Genomic DNA, 15,880 nt, shown 5'->3' with positions numbered 1-15,880 from the left:
TCTTCAGTTTGTGCGCGTGCCCTTCAGCGTGTGTGCCGGGCCCGGGTCGGGGCCGGGCTGGTGGTTACAGCCCGGAGAGCCGCTGGCCGGCCCGGACGACGGCCATCGCGTACTTCTCGCCCGGCCGCCGGCCCATCCGCTCGATCGGGCCGGAGACGCTGATCGCGGCCACCACTCGGCCCGAGCGGTCCCGGACCGGAGCGGAGACGCTGGCGACGCCGGCCTCTCGTTCGGCGACGCTCTGCGCCCAACCGCGCCGGCGTACCTCGGCCAGTGTCTTGCCGGTAAAGCGGCAGCGGGGCAGCAGCGGCAGGTAGGCCTCCGGGGGTTCCCAGGCGAGTAGCACCTGGGCGCCGGAGCCGGCGTGCATCGGCAGCACCGAACCGACCGGCACGGTGTCCCGTAGGCCCCGGGCCCGCTCCGCGGAGGCCACACAGACCCGCTCGTCGGCCCGCCGGAGGAACAGCTGCGCGCTCTCCCCGGTGGTGTCGCGTAGCGCGGCCAGCATCGGCTCCGCGGCGGTCAGCAGCACGTCTGGGGCGGCGTTGGCGAGCTCCCCCAGCCGCGGGCCGGGGCGCCAGCGGCCTTGCGTGTCCCGCACTAGCAGCCGGTGCACTTCGAGTGCCTGAGCCAGCCGGTGTGCGGTCGCCCGTGGCAACTTGGTCCGGTCTACGAGTTCGGCCAGGCTGGCCCCCTCAACGCAGGCAGAAAGAATCAGCACTGCCTTGTCAAGGACGCCTACTCCGCTGATACCGTTTCCCACAGAACGAAAACTACCTCCCAAATTTTAGGATGTCCAGCCGGTGACTCGCTGGCACCTCGCCCCGGGTCCCGCCGCCAGCGGCGTCACCAGCAGAAAGGGAAACTGCGATGGGAGTACAAAAACCCAGAACGATGGCCGAAAAGGTGTGGGACGACCATCTGGTGCGTTCGACCCCGGGCGAACCAGATCTGCTCTACGTCGACCTGCATCTGCTGCACGAGGTGACCAGTCCGCAAGCATTCGACGGATTGCGGGCGACCGGCCGGAAGGTTCGGCGCACCGACCTTACGCTGGCCACAGAGGATCACAACACCCCGACCGGGTACGACGATCCGAGCCACGCCGGTCGGCGGGGAGATCTGATCACCATCGGTGATCTCACCTCCCGCACCCAGATCGAAACCCTGCGCCGCAACTGCGAAGAGTACGGGATCCGGCTGCATCGGCTGGGCGACGCGGATCAGGGGATCGTGCATGTAATCGGCCCGCAGCTGGGGTTGACCCAACCCGGGCTGACCATGGTGTGCGGTGATTCGCACACCGCCACCCACGGCGCGTTCGGGGCGCTAGCTTTCGGGATCGGCACCAGCGAGGTGGAGCATGTGCTGGCGACCCAGACGCTGCCGCAACAGCGGCCCAAGACCATGGCGGTCACCGTCACCGGCGCCCTGCGCGGCGGCGTCACCGCCAAAGATCTGATTCTGGCGCTGATCGCCCAGGTCGGCACCGGCGCGGGCCGTGGCCACATCGTGGAGTACCGCGGATCGGCGGTCGCCGGCCTGTCCATGGAGGGCCGGATGACGGTGGCGAACATGTCGATCGAGTGGGGGGCGAAGGCCGGCATGGTCGCACCGGACGACACCACCTACGAATTCCTCGCCGGCCGGCGCTACGCGCCCAGCGGCAAACTGTGGGAGCAGGCGCTGGATCACTGGCGAGGGCTGCCCACCGACCCGGGCGCCGAGTTCGACACCGAGGTGGTGTTGGCGGCCGACCAGATCTCGCCGTTCGTCACCTGGGGCACCAATCCCGGGCAGGGCGTGCCGCTCGACGGGGCGGTGCCGGATCCGGCGCACTTCGCCGACGCCGCCGCCCAGTCCGCGGCGCAGCGGGCGCTGGAGTACATGGCGCTGCGCCCCGGCACCGCGATGCGGGAGGTGCCGATCGACGTGGTGTTTGTGGGCTCCTGCACCAACGGGCGGCTCGAAGACCTACGGACCGCCGCCGAAGTGATCCGGGGCCGGCGAGTCGCCGACGGGGTACGGATGCTGGTGGTGCCGGGCTCCGACGCGGTTCGCGCCGCCGCGGAACAGGAAGGCCTCCACGAAATCTTCACCGCCGCGGGCGCCGAATGGCGCTACGCCGGCTGCTCGATGTGCCTGGGCATGAACCCGGACACGCTTTCGCCGGGGCAGCGCGCCGCCTCGACGTCGAACCGGAACTTCGAGGGTCGGCAGGGCCAGGGCGGCCGTACCCATCTGGTGTCGCCGCCGGTCGCCGCCGCCACCGCGGTAACCGGCCGATTGGCTGACCCGACCGATCTGAAAGGCGGCTCTTGATGGAGAAGTTCACGGTACACAGCGGTGCGGCGGCGCCGTTGCGCCGTTCCAACGTAGATACGGATCAGATCATCCCGGCGGTCTACCTCAAGCGGGTGAGTAAGACCGGATTCGCCGACGGCCTGTTCCGGGCCTGGCGTAACGACCCGGACTTCGTGCTGAACCAGCCGGCCCACGAGGCGGCGACGATCCTTGTGGCCGGCCCGGAGTTCGGTGTCGGCTCGTCCCGGGAGCACGCGGTGTGGGCCTTGCGGGACTGGGGCTTCCGGGCGGTGATCTCGCCCCGATTCGGCGACATCTTCCGGGGCAACTCGCTCAAGGAAGGGTTGCTGCCGGTCGAACTGCCGTTGCCCATTGTCGAACAGCTCTGGGAGCAGCTGGAACGGGACCCGGCCACGCAGGTCACGGTGGACCTTGTCGAACGCCAGGTACGCGTTGGGGAAGCGAGCTGGGAGTTTCCGATCGACGACTTCAGCCGATGGCGGTTGCTAGAAGGCCTCGACGACATCGGTCTGACCTTGCGGCATGAGGCGGCAATCCTCGCTTATGAGGACGGCCGACCCCCGTTTACGCCGGTTGTGACGTAGTCTGAGCACGGCGAAGCCGCAGCGCCGCGCTTTTGCGCGCTTCGGTTAGCCGGCAATCCGCCGATTGGCCCCGCCCGGCGCCGCCGGGCGGGGCCAATCGTGTTGCGACACAAGGGGTTTTTTCTTCCGGATGTTTGTAAGTTAGTGTCATAGGGCATACCGTCGCCCAGAAAGACTCGCGTGGAGTCCACACAGTTGGAGGGATGTCGTGAACAAGGCCGAGCTCATTGAGGCGCTTGCTACCCGGCTAGGGGAAGACAAGCGCGCGGCCGGTACGGCCCTGGACGCGGTTCTGGCAGAAGTCCAGGCCGCAGTGACCAAGGGGGAGAAGGTCTCCATCACCGGCTTCGGTGTCTTCGAGAAGCGCGTCCGTGCTGCTCGGATGGCCCGCAACCCCCGCACCGGTGAGTCCGTACGTGTCAAGAAGACCTCGGTGCCGGCGTTCCGGCCCGGCTCGGGGTTCAAGGAAATGGTGGCGAGCGGCAAGGTGCCGAAGGCGCTCAAGGCCGCCCCGGCGAAGAAGACCACCGCCCAGAAGGCCACCACCACCACTACCACCACCACCAAGAAGGCCGCAGCTCCGGCGAAGAAGACCACCACGGCCAAGAAGGCCGCGCCGGCGCGCACCAGCACCGCGAAGAAGACCACCCGGGCCACCCCTCGCAAGGCCAGCACCGCGAAGAAGGCCCCGGCCAAGAAGGCGCCGGCCAAGAAGGCCACCAAGCGTCGCTGACTGGTCAGCCAGGTGGCGCACCATCGGTCAACCGCAGCGGTGCGATCCCGACCGGAAACGGGCCGGAGAAGGGCAACAGCCAACCGTCTCCCTTGGCGGTGGCGAAGCCACTTCTCCGGCCCGTTTCGTGTGTCTGGCCATCGGCCGCCGGCGGGCCCAGTTGCTGCCCTTGTGCAGCAGCGGTCTTGGTCAGCCAGGCCAGCACCGGCGGGATGACCGCCCCCTGCGAACACACCACCGTGGTCACCTCAGTGGTGGCTAACTCGACCAGCTGGCGACCGGCCGCGACCGGGTCGCCAGTGGTCTCGTCGAAGACCGCCGCCACCGACAGCGGCAGCGCCAGCTCGCTGCCGAGCGGCGCCAACGTCTGCCGGCACCGGCGCGGACTCGCCGAGACCAGTCGGGTGGGGGCGCACAGCGCCAGCAGCTTGCCCAACCGGGCCGCGTCGCCGATCCCGCGGGCGGTGAGCGGTCGCAGCGCGTCCGTCCCGGCCGGCCACCCCGCCCGGTCGCCAGCGTCGGCGTGGCGTACCAGCGCGACCAGCCCGGTGATCCGCGGCGTCGCCGCCCATCGGCGCAGCAGCGCGGCGTCGAGCGGGTGGCTCACCCGCGCCACCGCCGCCGCGGTCGGCAGCCAGGCCACCTCGTCTACTTCAGAACCTTGCCGAGCGGTGGGCGCCGCCGCGGCGGCCGCCATCACCCAGTAGTCGACCTGCTTCGGCGCCCCGTCGGCCAGGTAGCGCACCGGTGGCAGCGCCGCCCGGGGAACTGCCCTAACTCCCGTCTCTTCCGCGACTTCCCGGACCGCGGCGGCGAGCGGATGCTCGCCCGGGTGCAGCTTGCCCTTCGGCAGCGACCAGTCGTCGTACCGGGGACGGTGGACCAGGCACACCAACGGTTCGTCGCGATCCGGCCCGCCCGGGCGCCAGACCACGCCGCCGGCGGCCCGGATCAGCCCAGCCACCGCACCAGGCCCGGCCGGCTGGCAGCGTGCCAGGCAGCGGGGTACTCCGCCCGCACTCGAGCGATCGCCGCCCGTTCCCGCTCATAGAGCCGGCCGGCGGCGAGCAGCAGCCCGGCGTCGCCCGGCCGGTCCCACGCGATCTGGCGCCAGGTGTCGGCGGCGACCGCGGCGTCCTGGTGTTCCCCCAGCACGTCCTGCAGCCGCGACAGCCGCCGGCCCAGCTTCGTCGCCGGGCCCGCCATCGGCTCGGCGACCGCCTCCACTGCGTACCGGGCTCGTTTCGCCCGGACCCGAACCGCGTGCCAGGCCGCGTCCGGGTCGTCCGGCGACAACTCGCCAGCGCCCGGCCAATCCGCGTCACCGGTTACCAGCGCCTGCCACGGTTCGGCCACCAGCGGCGGCAGGACCTCGGTGGCCGCCGCGGCCGCCAGCGCGGTGGTGCGCGGACGTTGCGCGGCGCCGACGAGCGCGTCCAGCAGCGACCGGTAGCGGTCACTGGCGAGCGTCGACCGCAGCCGCTTCTCCGCCCGCCGCTGCGCTTCGGCGAGGTGTGCGTCGATCCGCGCCACCGCCGCCGGGTCGACCGGGTCGAGCGGATCCGCCGCGGTCCGCCACAACCGTCCCCGCAGCACCTCCAGGTCGCGTACGGCGCCCAGTCGCCGCGCCAGCCAACGGAGTTCCCGTCGCAGCCGGTTGGCCCACGCCGCGTCCACCAGCACCCCGAAGGTGCGCAGATCACTGCGGAGCCGCCGGCAACCGACCCGCAGTTGGTGGACCGGGGTGTCCCCGTCGGGCAGCGGCTCACCGAGGCGTACCAACGGGTCGTGGTCGAGAAGCCGGCCCACCGAGCGGCGGAGCGCAGCGGATAAGACATCACCGGCGCGCGGTTTGGCCGGCAGCGGCTCCGGTGCGGGCAGGTCGGGGGGCCGGTTCGCGGCCGGTCCCAACGCTCGGGCGTACTTGGACCGGAACTCGGTGGACTGGCCGACCAGGGCACCTGCGGCGATTAACCTGGCTGCCACCGCGTCGAGCAGCTCCGGGCTCGCCCCAGCACGTTCCACTTCGACTTCCCGAAACCGCCACTCGGCGTTGGAGCCGACTGCGACGCCCTCGGCGTTGGAGCCGACTGTGACGCCCTCGGCGTTGGAGCCGACTGTGACGCCCTCGGCGTTGGAGCCGACTGTGACGCCCTCGGCGTTGGAGCCGACTGTGACGCCCTCGGCGTTGGAGCCGACTGTGACATCGTCGTCAGCGACCTCGGCGAGCAGCTGCCCGGCAGCGTCCCGCAGCTCGTAGCGCCGCCGCTGGGACCGCAGCATTACCACCGGAGCGATCGGGGCGCCCCGGGTGGCGGCGGTAACCAGCGCCACCAGCTCGGCCGGGGGCTCGCCAGGTTCGCCGGCGCGGGAAATCTCGTGCCGGACACCGGGGGTGCCGGTGGGCAGCTTGACGGTCCACGGCGACCGGTCACCCTGGCGGTAGCGCAGCGAAGCCCCGGACCTGGCCAGCCGGAGATCGGGGGTGTCGTAGTAGGTGGCGGTGAGCGTGACCACACCGCGATCGACCAGCTCGCCGCCGGGCGGCACCGCAGCGGTCAGGTCCGGCATCACGAACGACGGGCCGACGTCGTACTTGCGTTCTTCCTCCCGCGCCATGCCCCGCTCCCTACGCGCCGCCGGCGCTCGCCGTCGCTGGCGCCCCGGTCCCGACCGCGCGGGCGAGCAGCGTTCCCTGGAGATGCTGCGGGTCCGGCGGGATCCGGTGGGTCCATACCCCGTCCGGCCCGAGGTCGAACCCTTCGGACCGCTCATTCATCGCGGTGTCCAACACCTGGGCGAGCTCGTCGCGGGCGGCCTGGTCAGTGACTCGTACCAGCGCCTCGACCCGGCGGTCCAGGTTACGTTCCATCAGATCGGCCGAGCCGATCCAGAATTCGGCGGTCTGCGGATCGGCGCCGAATCGGAAAATCCGGGAGTGTTCCAGGAACCGACCGAGGATCGAGCGAACCCGGATGGACTCCGACAGCCCCGGCACACCCGGCCGCAGCGTGCACATGCCGCGGATGACCAGATCCACCTGCACACCCGCCTGCGCAGCCCGGTAGAGCGCGTCCACCAGCTGGTCGGCGACGAGGGCGTTGGCCTTGAACTGGATCAGCGCCGGCTCACCGGCGCGGGCCTTGGCCGCCTGCGCGTCGATTCGTTCCACCAGCCCGCTGCGGATACCGTGCGGCGCCACCAACAGTCGCCGGTACGTGGTCTGCCGGCTGTAGCCGGTGAGTGTGTTGAACAGGTCGGTGAGGTCCGCACCGACCTCTGGGTCGGCGGTCAACAGGCCGAAATCCTCGTAGAGTCGGGCGGTCCGCGGATGGTAGTTACCGGTGCCGATGTGGCAATAACGCCGGATCTGGCCCGCCTCTTCGCGTACCACCAGCGCGGTCTTGCAGTGGGTCTTCAACCCGACCAGGCCGTAGACCACATGGCAGCCGGCCCGCTCCAACGCCCGCGCCCAACCGATGTTGGCCAGCTCGTCGAAGCGCGCCTTCACCTCCACCAACACCACCACTTGTTTGCCGGCTTCGGCGGCGTCGATCAGCGTGTCCACGATCGGTGACTCGCCGCTGGTGCGGTAAAGCGTCTGCTTGATCGCCAACACGTGCGGGTCGGCGGCGGCCTGCTCGATGAAGCGCTGCACGCTGGTGGAGAAGGAGTGGTACGGGTGATGCACCAGGACATCGGTGCCCCGCAGCGTCGCGAAGACGCTGCGCGGGGTCTCGCCCTCGATCAGCCGGGCGTGGGTGGCCGGCACGAACGGCGGGTCTTTCAACTCCGGCCGCTCCACCTGATCGTAGATCTCCCACAGCGCGGAGAGGTCCAGCGGACCGGGGATTCGTAGAACGTCGTGGGAGTCCATGTCTAGTTCGCGGACGAGTAGCTCCAACACGTGATCGGAGATGGAGGCGGCCACCTCCAACCGGACCGGTGGGCCGAACCGCCGCTGTGCCAGTTCCCGCTCCAACGCCTGCAACAGATCCTCGTCGCGGTCCTCGTCGAGTTCGTAGTCGGCGTTGCGGGTGACCCGGAACAGGTGGTGCTCCACCACCTGCATGCCCGGAAAGAGCTGGTTGAGGTGGACCGCGATCAGCTCCTCCACCGGCAGGAACCGGGTCGGCGTCGTGGTCGGCCGAGCCTGCTGGGAACGTCGGTCCGCGTCGATGACCACGAACCGGGGTACGTTGTTGGGCACCTTCACCCGGGCGAAGCGCTCCGGGCTCTCGGCGGAGTCGCGGACCGTCACGGCGAGGTTGAGCGACAGCCCGGAGATGTACGGGAACGGGTGCGCGGGATCCACCGCCAGCGGAGTCAGGACCGGAAACACGTGCTCCCGGAAGTAGCTACGCAGCTGCTCCTGTTCGCCCGGGGCGAGCTCGGACCAGGAGACGATGTGAATGTTCTCCTCGCCGAGCAGCTTCTGCACCTCATCCCGAAAACAGCGGGCGTGCTGGGCGACCAGGTCTGCGCTGCGCTCAGCCACCACCTCCAGCTGTTCGCGGGCGGGCAGTCGGTCCGGGCCGCGAACCGGCAACCCGGCCTGGGCGCGCCGCTTGAGCCCGGCCAGCCGCACCATGTAGAACTCATCGAGGTTGCTGGCGAAGATGGCGAGAAACTTGATCCGTTCCAGCAGCGGCGTGCGGGGATCCTCGGCGAGCGCCAGCACCCGGGCGTTGAAATCTAGCCAGGAGAGTTCGCGGTTGAGGAAACGGTCGTCGGGCAGCGGGGTCTCCGCGGCGAGATCGGCGTCGGGCTGGCCAGTCTCGGGCTCGACCGGGGCGGAGCCCGGGTCGGGGTCGGCGTCGCTAACGGTGCCGGGGATACCGGTTGCGGGCGGTCGGGCGGCGCTGGGCGGGGTGGCGCTCATGTCCCCATTCTGGCGCGTACCCTAGGCACACTCGCCACTACTAACGGGCAAACTGTCGGCAACGGCGAGGTTCACGAGCCGCTCATCGTGGGCAGTGTGACGCGGATCACTTCGCCCGGCGTGGATTCGGGCTGGTCCGGATCGGCTCCGGCCTGACCCGGGTCGGCTCCGGCGAGTTCGATCTGCACCCGCTGCCCCAGCCGGAGCAACCGCAGCCCGGAGGCGTCGAAGGCGCTCGCCCCGAACTCAAGCCGGCGGCCGTCATCGAGCAGCAGCGACCCGCTCCGGGTCGTTGGGTCGAAGTCAGCCACTGTCCCCTGCACACCGGCACGGTAACACCGTGACCGGGGGCGCCGCGCTACGCCGTCAGCCCGGCGAGCTGCTGCCGCAGCTGCTCAATGAGGAATTCGCGCCGCCGCCGCCACCGGTCGCCGACCATGCCTCGGCTGGGCATCTCTGCGACCATCAGCAGATACAGGTGCAGCCGATACAGCATCAGCCGCCGCCGGACTGACCGATCGAAGCTGACCGGCCCATGCACCGCCGCGTACCCCTGGACGAAGGGGTGGTCCGGCTCGTCCTCGATCCGGCGGAACAGCGCGACCGAGACGAAGTCCACTAGCGGGTCGCCGTAGAGGTAGCGTTCGCCGTCGACCAGGCCGCGTAGTCGCAGCTGGCCGTCGTCGCCCGGACTGGCCAGGACATTGCCGTCCCACAGGTCGTAGTGCAGCAACGCCGGCCGAGCCACCAGGTCGAGCAGCGCCGCGTGGCGCCGTACCAGCGCCCGGATCTCGGGCGCGGTGGCGGGTAGCGTCACCCGCCAGGCCCCGGCGTCGTCGAGCAGCTCGTCGATGATGGCGGTGAAGGCTCCCCGCCAGGTCGGCGCGGCGACCCGGCCGCCGTCATAGCCGAAGGTCGGCCCGGTGACCCGATGCAGGCTGGCGACTGCCTCGCCGAGCGCGTGGCGGACCGGGTGGTCGTCGACCGGCGCCGCCCCCGCTTCCGGTGCCGCTGTCCAGTCGGGTAGCGGGCGTCCCGGCAGCCGCTCGGTGAAGAGCCACTCTCCGTCGAGCACCGCCGGGTCGGCCCCGTGGTGGTGCACCAGGGGCAGTGGCACTGTCGCCGCCTGGGCCGCCGTACGGTAGTAGCGCGCCTCCGCCGCCAGCAGGCCTCGCTCATAGCTGAGCAGCGGCACCGTCGCCGGTGGCGCGGTCTTCAACACCATCTCCCGGCCGGGGCCCGCCCGGCCGTCGTCGAGGGTTACCGACCAGACTGCGGCGAAGCCGCCCCCGGGTAGCGGCTGGCACTCGCGTACCCGGGTGCCGGCGCCGAACGAAGCCACAGCCAACCGGTGGAGATCGGCCGACGTCAACCGGCGCTGGGTCGGGCTGATCGGCTCGGCCTCGCCGCCAGCCGCTGCTCCGGACACGAACGGCACCATAGCACCGGACCGTTGATCTTGAAGCTCTCTCGCAACCGGTGTTGGTGTAGGCGCCACTCGACCCACCAAGTTGAGTGAGCCGACCGCTGGCGTATGCGTAAACAGAGCAAACGCTCCTCCTGCACCACTGTGCTCGGGCGATGTAGATGATCAAGGCCCGCAGGCGCTGCCGGCGCCGGGCACCCCGGTCTGGGGTGGGGGCGGGGGCCAGCAACCGCGGGTGGCCGGACCCAACCCCAGTCGGGCGGCTTCGGCCAGGTCGTGGGCGGTGTCCACGTCACGGCGCAGGCTCGGCCAGCCGCCGGTCAGCCGGTGGGCGCCCGAGGCGGTGTGCCGGGCCGCGGAGCCCGGACCGAACCGCGGGTCGAGTCCAGCAGCGGGCTCAAGCCCGGCGCGCCGGTCGGGCGACCAAGCGAGCAACGTAGTGCCGGTCCCGGCCGCGTCGGGGACGAAGCCGCGCCCGCCGGCCAGCTCACCGGTAGCCCGTAGCGCCGCGGCCAGCTCGGTCGGCCGCAGCGCGGGCAGGTCGGCGGTGAGCGCGGCCACCGGCCGGTCGCGGGAGACCTGGCTGGCGGCGTAGGAGATGGCCGGATTCAACCCGGCGTCCGGCAGGTCGGGCACCACCCGCGCGCCGAGCTCGGTGAGCGCGCCGGCGGCCACCGGATCGTCGGTCACCACCAGCACCTCGGCGACCAGCGGGCAGGCGCGTGCCGCCCGGACGGTGTCTTGGGCCAGCGCCAACACCAGGTGCTCATGCGGTACGGGGCCGGTGGCGCCCCGCAGCCGGCTCTTGGCCTGGGCGAGCCGCTTCACCGGGATCACCGCCGCCCAGCCAGGCCCTTGCATGCGGCCCATCGTGGCACCGCTGGCCGGCCTGCCAGACAGCACCCCAGCCGCCGGGCTCGCGGTGGCGCCGGAAACGGCGGCGGGGCATGATAGGTCGCGCCTCGTGCCGGGGCCAGACGACGTGGGAGGGTGACCGGGTGGGACGACGCAGGCTCGGGTTTTGGCGACGGTTGACGGTGGCCATCGTCAAGCCGTCGATGCTGGCGCTGACCCGCAGCGACTGGCAGGGCCTCGACCGGGTGCCGGCGGACGGCGGGGTGATCCTCGTCGGCAACCACCTCTCCCATGCCGACCCGCTGGTGATGGCCCACTTCGTCCACGATGCCGGCCGCTGGCCGCAGTTCCTCGGCAAGGAGAGCCTGTTCGCGGTGCCACTGATGGGCCGGGCCCTGCGGCGGCTGCGGCAGATCCCGGTGAAGCGGGGCACGGTCGACGCCGCGAAAGCCCTGGACGCCGCGATCGCCGCGGTCGACGCCGGCGACGCTGTGATCATTTATCCGGAGGGCACCACCACCCGCGAGCCCGAGCTGTGGCCGATGCGGGGCCGGACCGGCGTCGCCCGGCTGTGGTGGGAGACCGGCGCGCCGGTGGTGCCGGTGGCGATGTGGGGCCCGCAGCGCATCTTCGATCCGCGCACCCGAAAGTTTCGGCCGCGCCCCCGTACCCCGGTGTCGGTGATCGCCGGCCCACCGGTGGACCTCTCCGGGTACCGCGACGACGGCGAGCCGCTTAGCGCCGCCGCCATGCACGAGATTACCGACCTGGTGATGACCCGGGTTCGGGACTTGCTGGCGGACCTTCGCGGGGAGTCGCCGCCGCCGTTGTGGAGCCCGGATGGGGTCTCCGAGGCCGGGAAGGACGAGCCACGATGAAAGCGGTTGTGCTGGGCGCGGGCTCCTGGGGCACCGCGTACGCCAAGGTGTTGGGCGACGCCGGTAACGATGTCACGATCTGGGCCCGCCGCCCGGAGATGGCCGAGGCGATCCGTAGCGGGCGGCGCAACCCCGACTACCACCGGGAGGTCCGGCTGCCGGAGCGGGTGACCGCGACCGCCGACCCGGAGGCGGCGATCCGCGGCGCCGGGCTGGTGGTGCTGGCGGTGCCGTCGCAGACGTTGCGGGGCAACCTGGCGGGGTGGCGGCAGTGGCTGGAGCCCGACGCGACGCTGGTCAGCCTCGCCAAAGGGATCGAGCTCGGCACCACTCGCCGGATGAGTGAGGTCATCGTCGAAGCAGCCAAAGTCTCCCCCCACCAGGTGGTGGTGGTCTCCGGGCCGAACCTGGCGCCGGAGATCGCGGCCGAGCAACCCACCGCCACGGTGGTGGCGGGCACCGAACCGGCCCGTACGGCCGCGGTGCAGCAGGCATCGTCGACCGCTTACTTCCGGCCCTACACCAACGACGATGTGGTCGGCTGTGAGCTCGGTGGTGCGGTGAAGAACGTGATCGCCCTGGCTTACGGGATCGCCACTGCCATGGGGTTGGGGGACAACACCAAAGCCACCTTGATCACCCGGGGGCTCGCGGAGACTGCCCGGCTCGGCGTACGCCTCGGGGCCGACCCGATGACCTTCGCCGGGCTCGCCGGCCTCGGCGACCTGGTCGCCACCTGCACCTCGCCGCTGTCGCGGAACCGGACCTTCGGCGAACAGCTGGGCCTCGGCGGCAGCCTGGCGCAGGCCCAGGCGGCGACGAGACAGACCGCCGAAGGGGTGAAGAGTTGCCTCGCGATCCGGGATCTGGCGCGCAGCCACGACGTGGAGATGCCGATCACCGAACAGGTCGAACGGGTCTGCCACGAAGGGGTGGATCCGCGGGCGGCGCTCACAACCCTGATGTCCCGTTCCATCAAGCCGGAGTAGGTGAGGTGGCGGCGTGAGCGAACTGCGTGACGGTACCCGCTGTGTCCAGGCTGGATTGCCGGCGCCGGCGCCGGGCGAACCGTTCCTGCCCGGACCGGTCTTCGCCGCTCCGTACCATCTCGATCCAGCGACCGGGCCGATCCCCGGACGGGATGGTTACGGTCGTCCCGACAATCCCACCCGGCGCCGGCTGGAAGCCGCGATCGGGGAGTTGGAGGGCGGCGAGTGCCTGACCTTCGCCTCCGGCCAGGCGGCGATCACCGCGCTGCTGCTCAGTGTGTTACGCCCAGGCGACACCGTGGTGTTGCCGGCCGACGGGTATTACACCGTCCGGGCGTTCGCCCGGGAGACGCTGCGCTCGCGTGGGGTGGCGGTGCTCCTCGCCGCGACCGCCGGGCCGTATCCGCCGCTGCTCGGCACCCGGCTGGCGTTGCTGGAGACCCCCGCCAACCCGGGTCTGGATGTCTGCGACATCGCCGAGCTGGCGACCGCCGCCGAGGCGACCGGTACGCTGCTGGCGGTCGACAACACCACGGCCACCCCATTGGGCCAGCGGCCGCTGGAGCTGGGAGCGCGGGTGGTGGTGGCTTCTGGTACCAAGGCGCTGACTGGCCACTCCGATCTGCTGCTGGGCTATGTGGCGACCCGGGACGAGCAGTTGCTGGCGACGTTGCGGCAGTGGCGGGACTGGACCGGGGCGGTACCCAGCCCGTTCGATGCCTGGCTGGCCCACCGGTCACTGGCGACGCTGGACCTTCGGTTGGCGCGGCAGAGCGCGAACGCGGCGGCGGTGGCGGCGATGCTGGCCTCCCGCACCGACGTCGCCGGGGTTCGGTGGCCAGGTTTGCCGGGCGACCCGGCCCATACGGTGGCGCTGGGGCAGATGCGGCGGATGCCGGGGGTGGTGTCGTTCGACCTGGGGTCGGCTGACCGGGTGACGGCGATGCTGCGGGGCTGCCGGCTGGTCGGCGCCGCGACCTCGTTTGGCGGTCTGCACACCACCGCCGACCGGCGGGCGCAGTGGGGCGACGAAGTCCCCGCCGGGTTTGTGCGGCTCTCGTGTGGCATCGAAGACACCGACGACGTCCTTGATGATCTGTCGCAGGCGCTGGATGGCGCTCCGCCCGATCAGCCGGCCAACGGTTCCCACGACGCCACCGCCGAGGCCGGCGAGACGGACAACTTCGAGGATCTGACCGGTTCGGAGCAGTCAGGTTGGTCCACCGAGGCGGGGTAGCCTGGTTCCGAGGCCAGTAGCCTGGTTCGGGAGGCCAGCAGGAGGGAGATCCCGGTGCGGCCAGCGCAGGATCCGCAAGACCGGCGAGCCCGACCGGAGCGCTCTGGCGCCGACCCGGCTCGCCGGGAGGGTATGCCGGCGGCGGTCCGCCGGCCGTGGCACTGGCTGACTCGGCGGCTCAACCCGCTCCAGTCCTGGCTGGTGGTGATGGCGGTGATCGTAGGCCTGAGCCTGCTGGGGCTGCGGCTGTTGGCGTTGGCGGTGGCGGTGGCCTGGAGCGCGTACGCCGTCTTTACCTGGCTTCGCCCGTCTGCTCGCCGCCGCCTGCGCCGCTGAGCGGCCCAGTGCGGCCCAGCGCGGCCCGGCTGGCCGCGGCCCAGTTGGTCGCGGCCCGGCTGGTCGCGGTAGGTCGCCGCGACCAGCCGGGAGCGGAAGGCCCGCAGTCAGCTCAGCCGAGTACGCCGCTGAGCTGGTCGCCCATCACCACATAGGCGATGGAGAAGTAGATCAGCAGGCCGGTGGCGTCCACCAGCGTGGTGATGAACGGGGAGGAGAAGACCGCCGGATCGATGCCGAGCCGGCGGGCGATCAGCGGCAGCATGCCGCCGGCGAAACTGGCCCAGGTGCAGATCCCCACCAAGGTCAGCGAGATGACCGCCCCAATGGAGATCGAGTAGAAGATGGAGACGAGCGGGAAGGCGATCGTCGCCAGCAGGGCGCCGAGCATCAGCCCGACCCGCATCTCCCGCAGGATAATCCGGGCCAGGTCTCCAAATCGGACCTCACCGACCGCGAGCGCCCGGACCACAAGGGTGGCCGCCTGGGCGCCGGAGTTGCCGCCGGTGCCGATCAGCATCGGGATGAAGAACGCCAGCGCCGGCACCGCCTCCAGCGCGCTCTCGAAGGAGGCGAGCACCACCACCGTGAGCGTGAACGCCACCGCCAGCATCATCAGCCACGGAGCCCGCTTCCGCGCGAGCTGGAACACACTGGCCGACAGGTACGGCTGGTCGAGCGGCTCGGCGCCGCCGGCGCGGGAGAAGTCCTTGGTGTCCTCTTCCTCGAGGATCTCCATCGCATCGTCGAAAGTGATCATCCCGACGAGCCGGTCTTCCTTGTCGACCACCGGTAGCGCGGAGAGGTCCGCCTCCTGCAGCAGCCGGGCCGCCCGCTCCTGCTCGTCGTCGACCCGTACCGACAGGGTCTCCGGCGCCACCAGCTCCCGCAGCCGGGTGTCCGGGGCAGCGGTGACCAGGTCGGTGAGGTCGACCACCCCGGTGAGCCGGCGCTCGTCGTCGGTGACCGGCAGCACCAGCGCCTGGGCCCGGGTGGGCCGGCGGCCGGCCCGCCGCAGCTTCGTCAACGCGTCGGCGGCGGTCATGCTGGCGCGCACGTTGGTGAAGTCCGGGGTCATGATCCGGCCGGCCGATTCGGACGGGTAGCCGAGCAGGGCAGCGGTGGCCGCCCGCTGCTGCGGCGTCAACCCGGCCTGCAGCCGGGCCGCCACCGTGGCCGGCACCTCGTCGAGCAGCCGGGCCTGGTCGTCGGCCTCAAGGCCGCGGAAGAGCTCCCGGACGCGTTCGTCGCGCAGCGCCTCCAGCAGCTGCTGCTGGTGCAGCGGATCCATCGCCTCGAAGACCGCCAGTGCCCGATCCTTGTCGAGCAGCCGGAACGAGACCGCCCGCTCCTCGGGCTCCAGCCGCACCAGCGCGTCGGTGATGTCGAGCGTGCCGTTCTCGGCCAGCCAGGCGCGTAGTGAGCCGAGGTCGCCCTCATAGGTCAGCGTACGCAGCTCCGTCACCATGATGTTCCCCCTCGCTGTGCGGTCGCCGGGTGTTGCCGATGCCAGCGCCACTGGGCAGACGCGCACAATCCGCCAGCCCCGCGGGGTGAAGCGGGACCGGACGTGGACGTGGTTGCAGCGACCAGCCGACGGTCAGCTATAGCGCGGCGGCTGGTAGTGGTAGCAGT

General features: G+C 71.2%; 14 protein-coding genes and 1 pseudogene. 7 read left to right on the top strand and 8 right to left on the bottom strand.

Translation table 11 applies throughout. The features are described 5' to 3' along the window. Nucleotides 1-64: 64 nt before the first annotated feature. Nucleotides 65-751, bottom strand: coding sequence for an IclR family transcriptional regulator (locus tag JQS43_RS18780; RefSeq protein WP_239679494.1), 687 nt, complete (start codon nucleotides 749-751; stop codon nucleotides 65-67). A gap of 119 nt (nucleotides 752-870) precedes the next feature. Here JQS43_RS18780 and leuC point away from each other — a divergent pair, with 119 nt between their 5' ends. From leuC to JQS43_RS18765, 3 genes are all read left to right on the top strand, one after another. Further along, the gene (gene leuC, locus JQS43_RS18775; RefSeq protein WP_239675697.1) at nucleotides 871-2,322 is read left to right on the top strand and encodes a 3-isopropylmalate dehydratase large subunit; all 1,452 of its coding nucleotides are present in this window, start codon (nucleotides 871-873) and stop codon (nucleotides 2,320-2,322) included. Beyond that, nucleotides 2,322-2,909 (top strand): 3-isopropylmalate dehydratase small subunit, encoded by a 588-nt coding sequence (gene leuD / locus JQS43_RS18770; RefSeq protein WP_239675696.1) that lies wholly within the window; start codon nucleotides 2,322-2,324, stop codon nucleotides 2,907-2,909. Before leuC ends, leuD begins: the two co-directional genes overlap by 1 nt. A 208-nt stretch (nucleotides 2,910-3,117) precedes the next feature. Further along, complete coding sequence (locus tag JQS43_RS18765; RefSeq protein WP_239675695.1) at nucleotides 3,118-3,642, top strand: HU family DNA-binding protein; 525 nt, start codon at nucleotides 3,118-3,120, stop codon at nucleotides 3,640-3,642. A gap of 4 nt (nucleotides 3,643-3,646) precedes the next feature. Here the strand turns inward: JQS43_RS18765 and JQS43_RS18760 are convergent, their stop codons facing one another. From JQS43_RS18760 to cofC, 6 genes are all read right to left on the bottom strand, one after another. Continuing rightward, a complete protein-coding gene (locus JQS43_RS18760) occupies nucleotides 3,647-4,606 on the bottom strand; it encodes an NUDIX hydrolase (protein ID WP_239675694.1) in 960 nt (319 codons plus the stop codon). Then, nucleotides 4,594-6,261, bottom strand: coding sequence for a CYTH and CHAD domain-containing protein (locus JQS43_RS18755; RefSeq protein WP_239675693.1), 1,668 nt, complete (start codon nucleotides 6,259-6,261; stop codon nucleotides 4,594-4,596). The genes JQS43_RS18760 and JQS43_RS18755 overlap by 13 nt, the downstream gene beginning before the upstream one ends. A 10-nt stretch (nucleotides 6,262-6,271) precedes the next feature. Continuing rightward, on the bottom strand, nucleotides 6,272-8,524 hold the full coding sequence (locus JQS43_RS18750; protein WP_239675692.1) for an RNA degradosome polyphosphate kinase: 2,253 nt from the start codon (nucleotides 8,522-8,524) through the stop codon (nucleotides 6,272-6,274). A 71-nt stretch (nucleotides 8,525-8,595) separates the two neighbouring features. Beyond that, nucleotides 8,596-8,847: a cold-shock protein gene (locus JQS43_RS26355; protein WP_420847599.1), complete on the bottom strand. Its 252-nt coding sequence runs from the start codon at nucleotides 8,845-8,847 to the stop codon at nucleotides 8,596-8,598. Nucleotides 8,848-8,882: 35 nt separating this feature from the next. Continuing rightward, a complete protein-coding gene (locus JQS43_RS18740) occupies nucleotides 8,883-9,953 on the bottom strand; it encodes a phosphotransferase family protein (protein ID WP_239675691.1) in 1,071 nt (356 codons plus the stop codon). Between the two features lie 162 nt (nucleotides 9,954-10,115). Beyond that, nucleotides 10,116-10,811, bottom strand: a complete 696-nt coding sequence (cofC, locus tag JQS43_RS18735; protein ID WP_239679493.1) for a 2-phospho-L-lactate guanylyltransferase — start codon at nucleotides 10,809-10,811, stop codon at nucleotides 10,116-10,118. Between the two features lie 137 nt (nucleotides 10,812-10,948). On the opposite strand from cofC, the gene JQS43_RS18730 reads away from it, so the two are divergent. The 4 genes and pseudogenes from JQS43_RS18730 to JQS43_RS18715 all read left to right on the top strand — a co-directional run bounded on the left by JQS43_RS18730 (nucleotide 10,949) and on the right by JQS43_RS18715 (nucleotide 14,245). After that, nucleotides 10,949-11,683, top strand: coding sequence for a lysophospholipid acyltransferase family protein (locus JQS43_RS18730; RefSeq protein ID WP_239675690.1), 735 nt, complete (start codon nucleotides 10,949-10,951; stop codon nucleotides 11,681-11,683). Then, nucleotides 11,680-12,672, top strand: coding sequence for an NAD(P)H-dependent glycerol-3-phosphate dehydrogenase (locus JQS43_RS18725; protein ID WP_239675689.1), 993 nt, complete (start codon nucleotides 11,680-11,682; stop codon nucleotides 12,670-12,672). Before JQS43_RS18730 ends, JQS43_RS18725 begins: the two co-directional genes overlap by 4 nt. Before the next feature lie 13 nt (nucleotides 12,673-12,685). After that, nucleotides 12,686-13,783: pseudogene (locus JQS43_RS18720) on the top strand (cystathionine gamma-lyase); the annotation flags it as partial. A gap of 180 nt (nucleotides 13,784-13,963) precedes the next feature. Next, a complete protein-coding gene (locus JQS43_RS18715) occupies nucleotides 13,964-14,245 on the top strand; it encodes a hypothetical protein (RefSeq protein WP_239675687.1) in 282 nt (93 codons plus the stop codon). Nucleotides 14,246-14,357: 112 nt separating this feature from the next. On the opposite strand, the gene mgtE is transcribed toward JQS43_RS18715, so the two are convergent. Next, nucleotides 14,358-15,713 (bottom strand): magnesium transporter, encoded by a 1,356-nt coding sequence (gene mgtE, locus JQS43_RS18710; protein WP_239675686.1) that lies wholly within the window; start codon nucleotides 15,711-15,713, stop codon nucleotides 14,358-14,360. Nucleotides 15,714-15,880: the final 167 nt, after the last annotated feature.

The sequence above is a fragment of the Natronosporangium hydrolyticum genome (assembly GCF_016925615.1).
GTDB lineage: Bacteria > Actinomycetota > Actinomycetes > Mycobacteriales > Micromonosporaceae > Natronosporangium > Natronosporangium hydrolyticum.
This window is presented reverse-complemented; position numbering and strand designations above follow the sequence as displayed.

Bases quoted from the DNA above. Each gene is read 5' to 3' on its own strand.
- JQS43_RS18750 (WP_239675692.1), bottom strand. From the start codon at position 8,524: ATGAGCGCCACCCCGCCCAGCGCCGCCCGACCGCCCGCAACCGGTATC.
- leuD (WP_239675696.1), top strand. From the start codon at position 2,322: ATGGAGAAGTTCACGGTACACAGCGGTGCGGCGGCGCCGTTGCGCCGT.
- cofC (WP_239679493.1), bottom strand. From the start codon at position 10,811: ATGCAAGGGCCTGGCTGGGCGGCGGTGATCCCGGTGAAGCGGCTCGCC.
- JQS43_RS18755 (WP_239675693.1), bottom strand. From the start codon at position 6,261: ATGGCGCGGGAGGAAGAACGCAAGTACGACGTCGGCCCGTCGTTCGTG.
- JQS43_RS18725 (WP_239675689.1), top strand. From the start codon at position 11,680: ATGAAAGCGGTTGTGCTGGGCGCGGGCTCCTGGGGCACCGCGTACGCC.
- leuC (WP_239675697.1), top strand. From the start codon at position 871: ATGGGAGTACAAAAACCCAGAACGATGGCCGAAAAGGTGTGGGACGAC.
- mgtE (WP_239675686.1), bottom strand. From the start codon at position 15,713: ATGGTGACGGAGCTGCGTACGCTGACCTATGAGGGCGACCTCGGCTCA.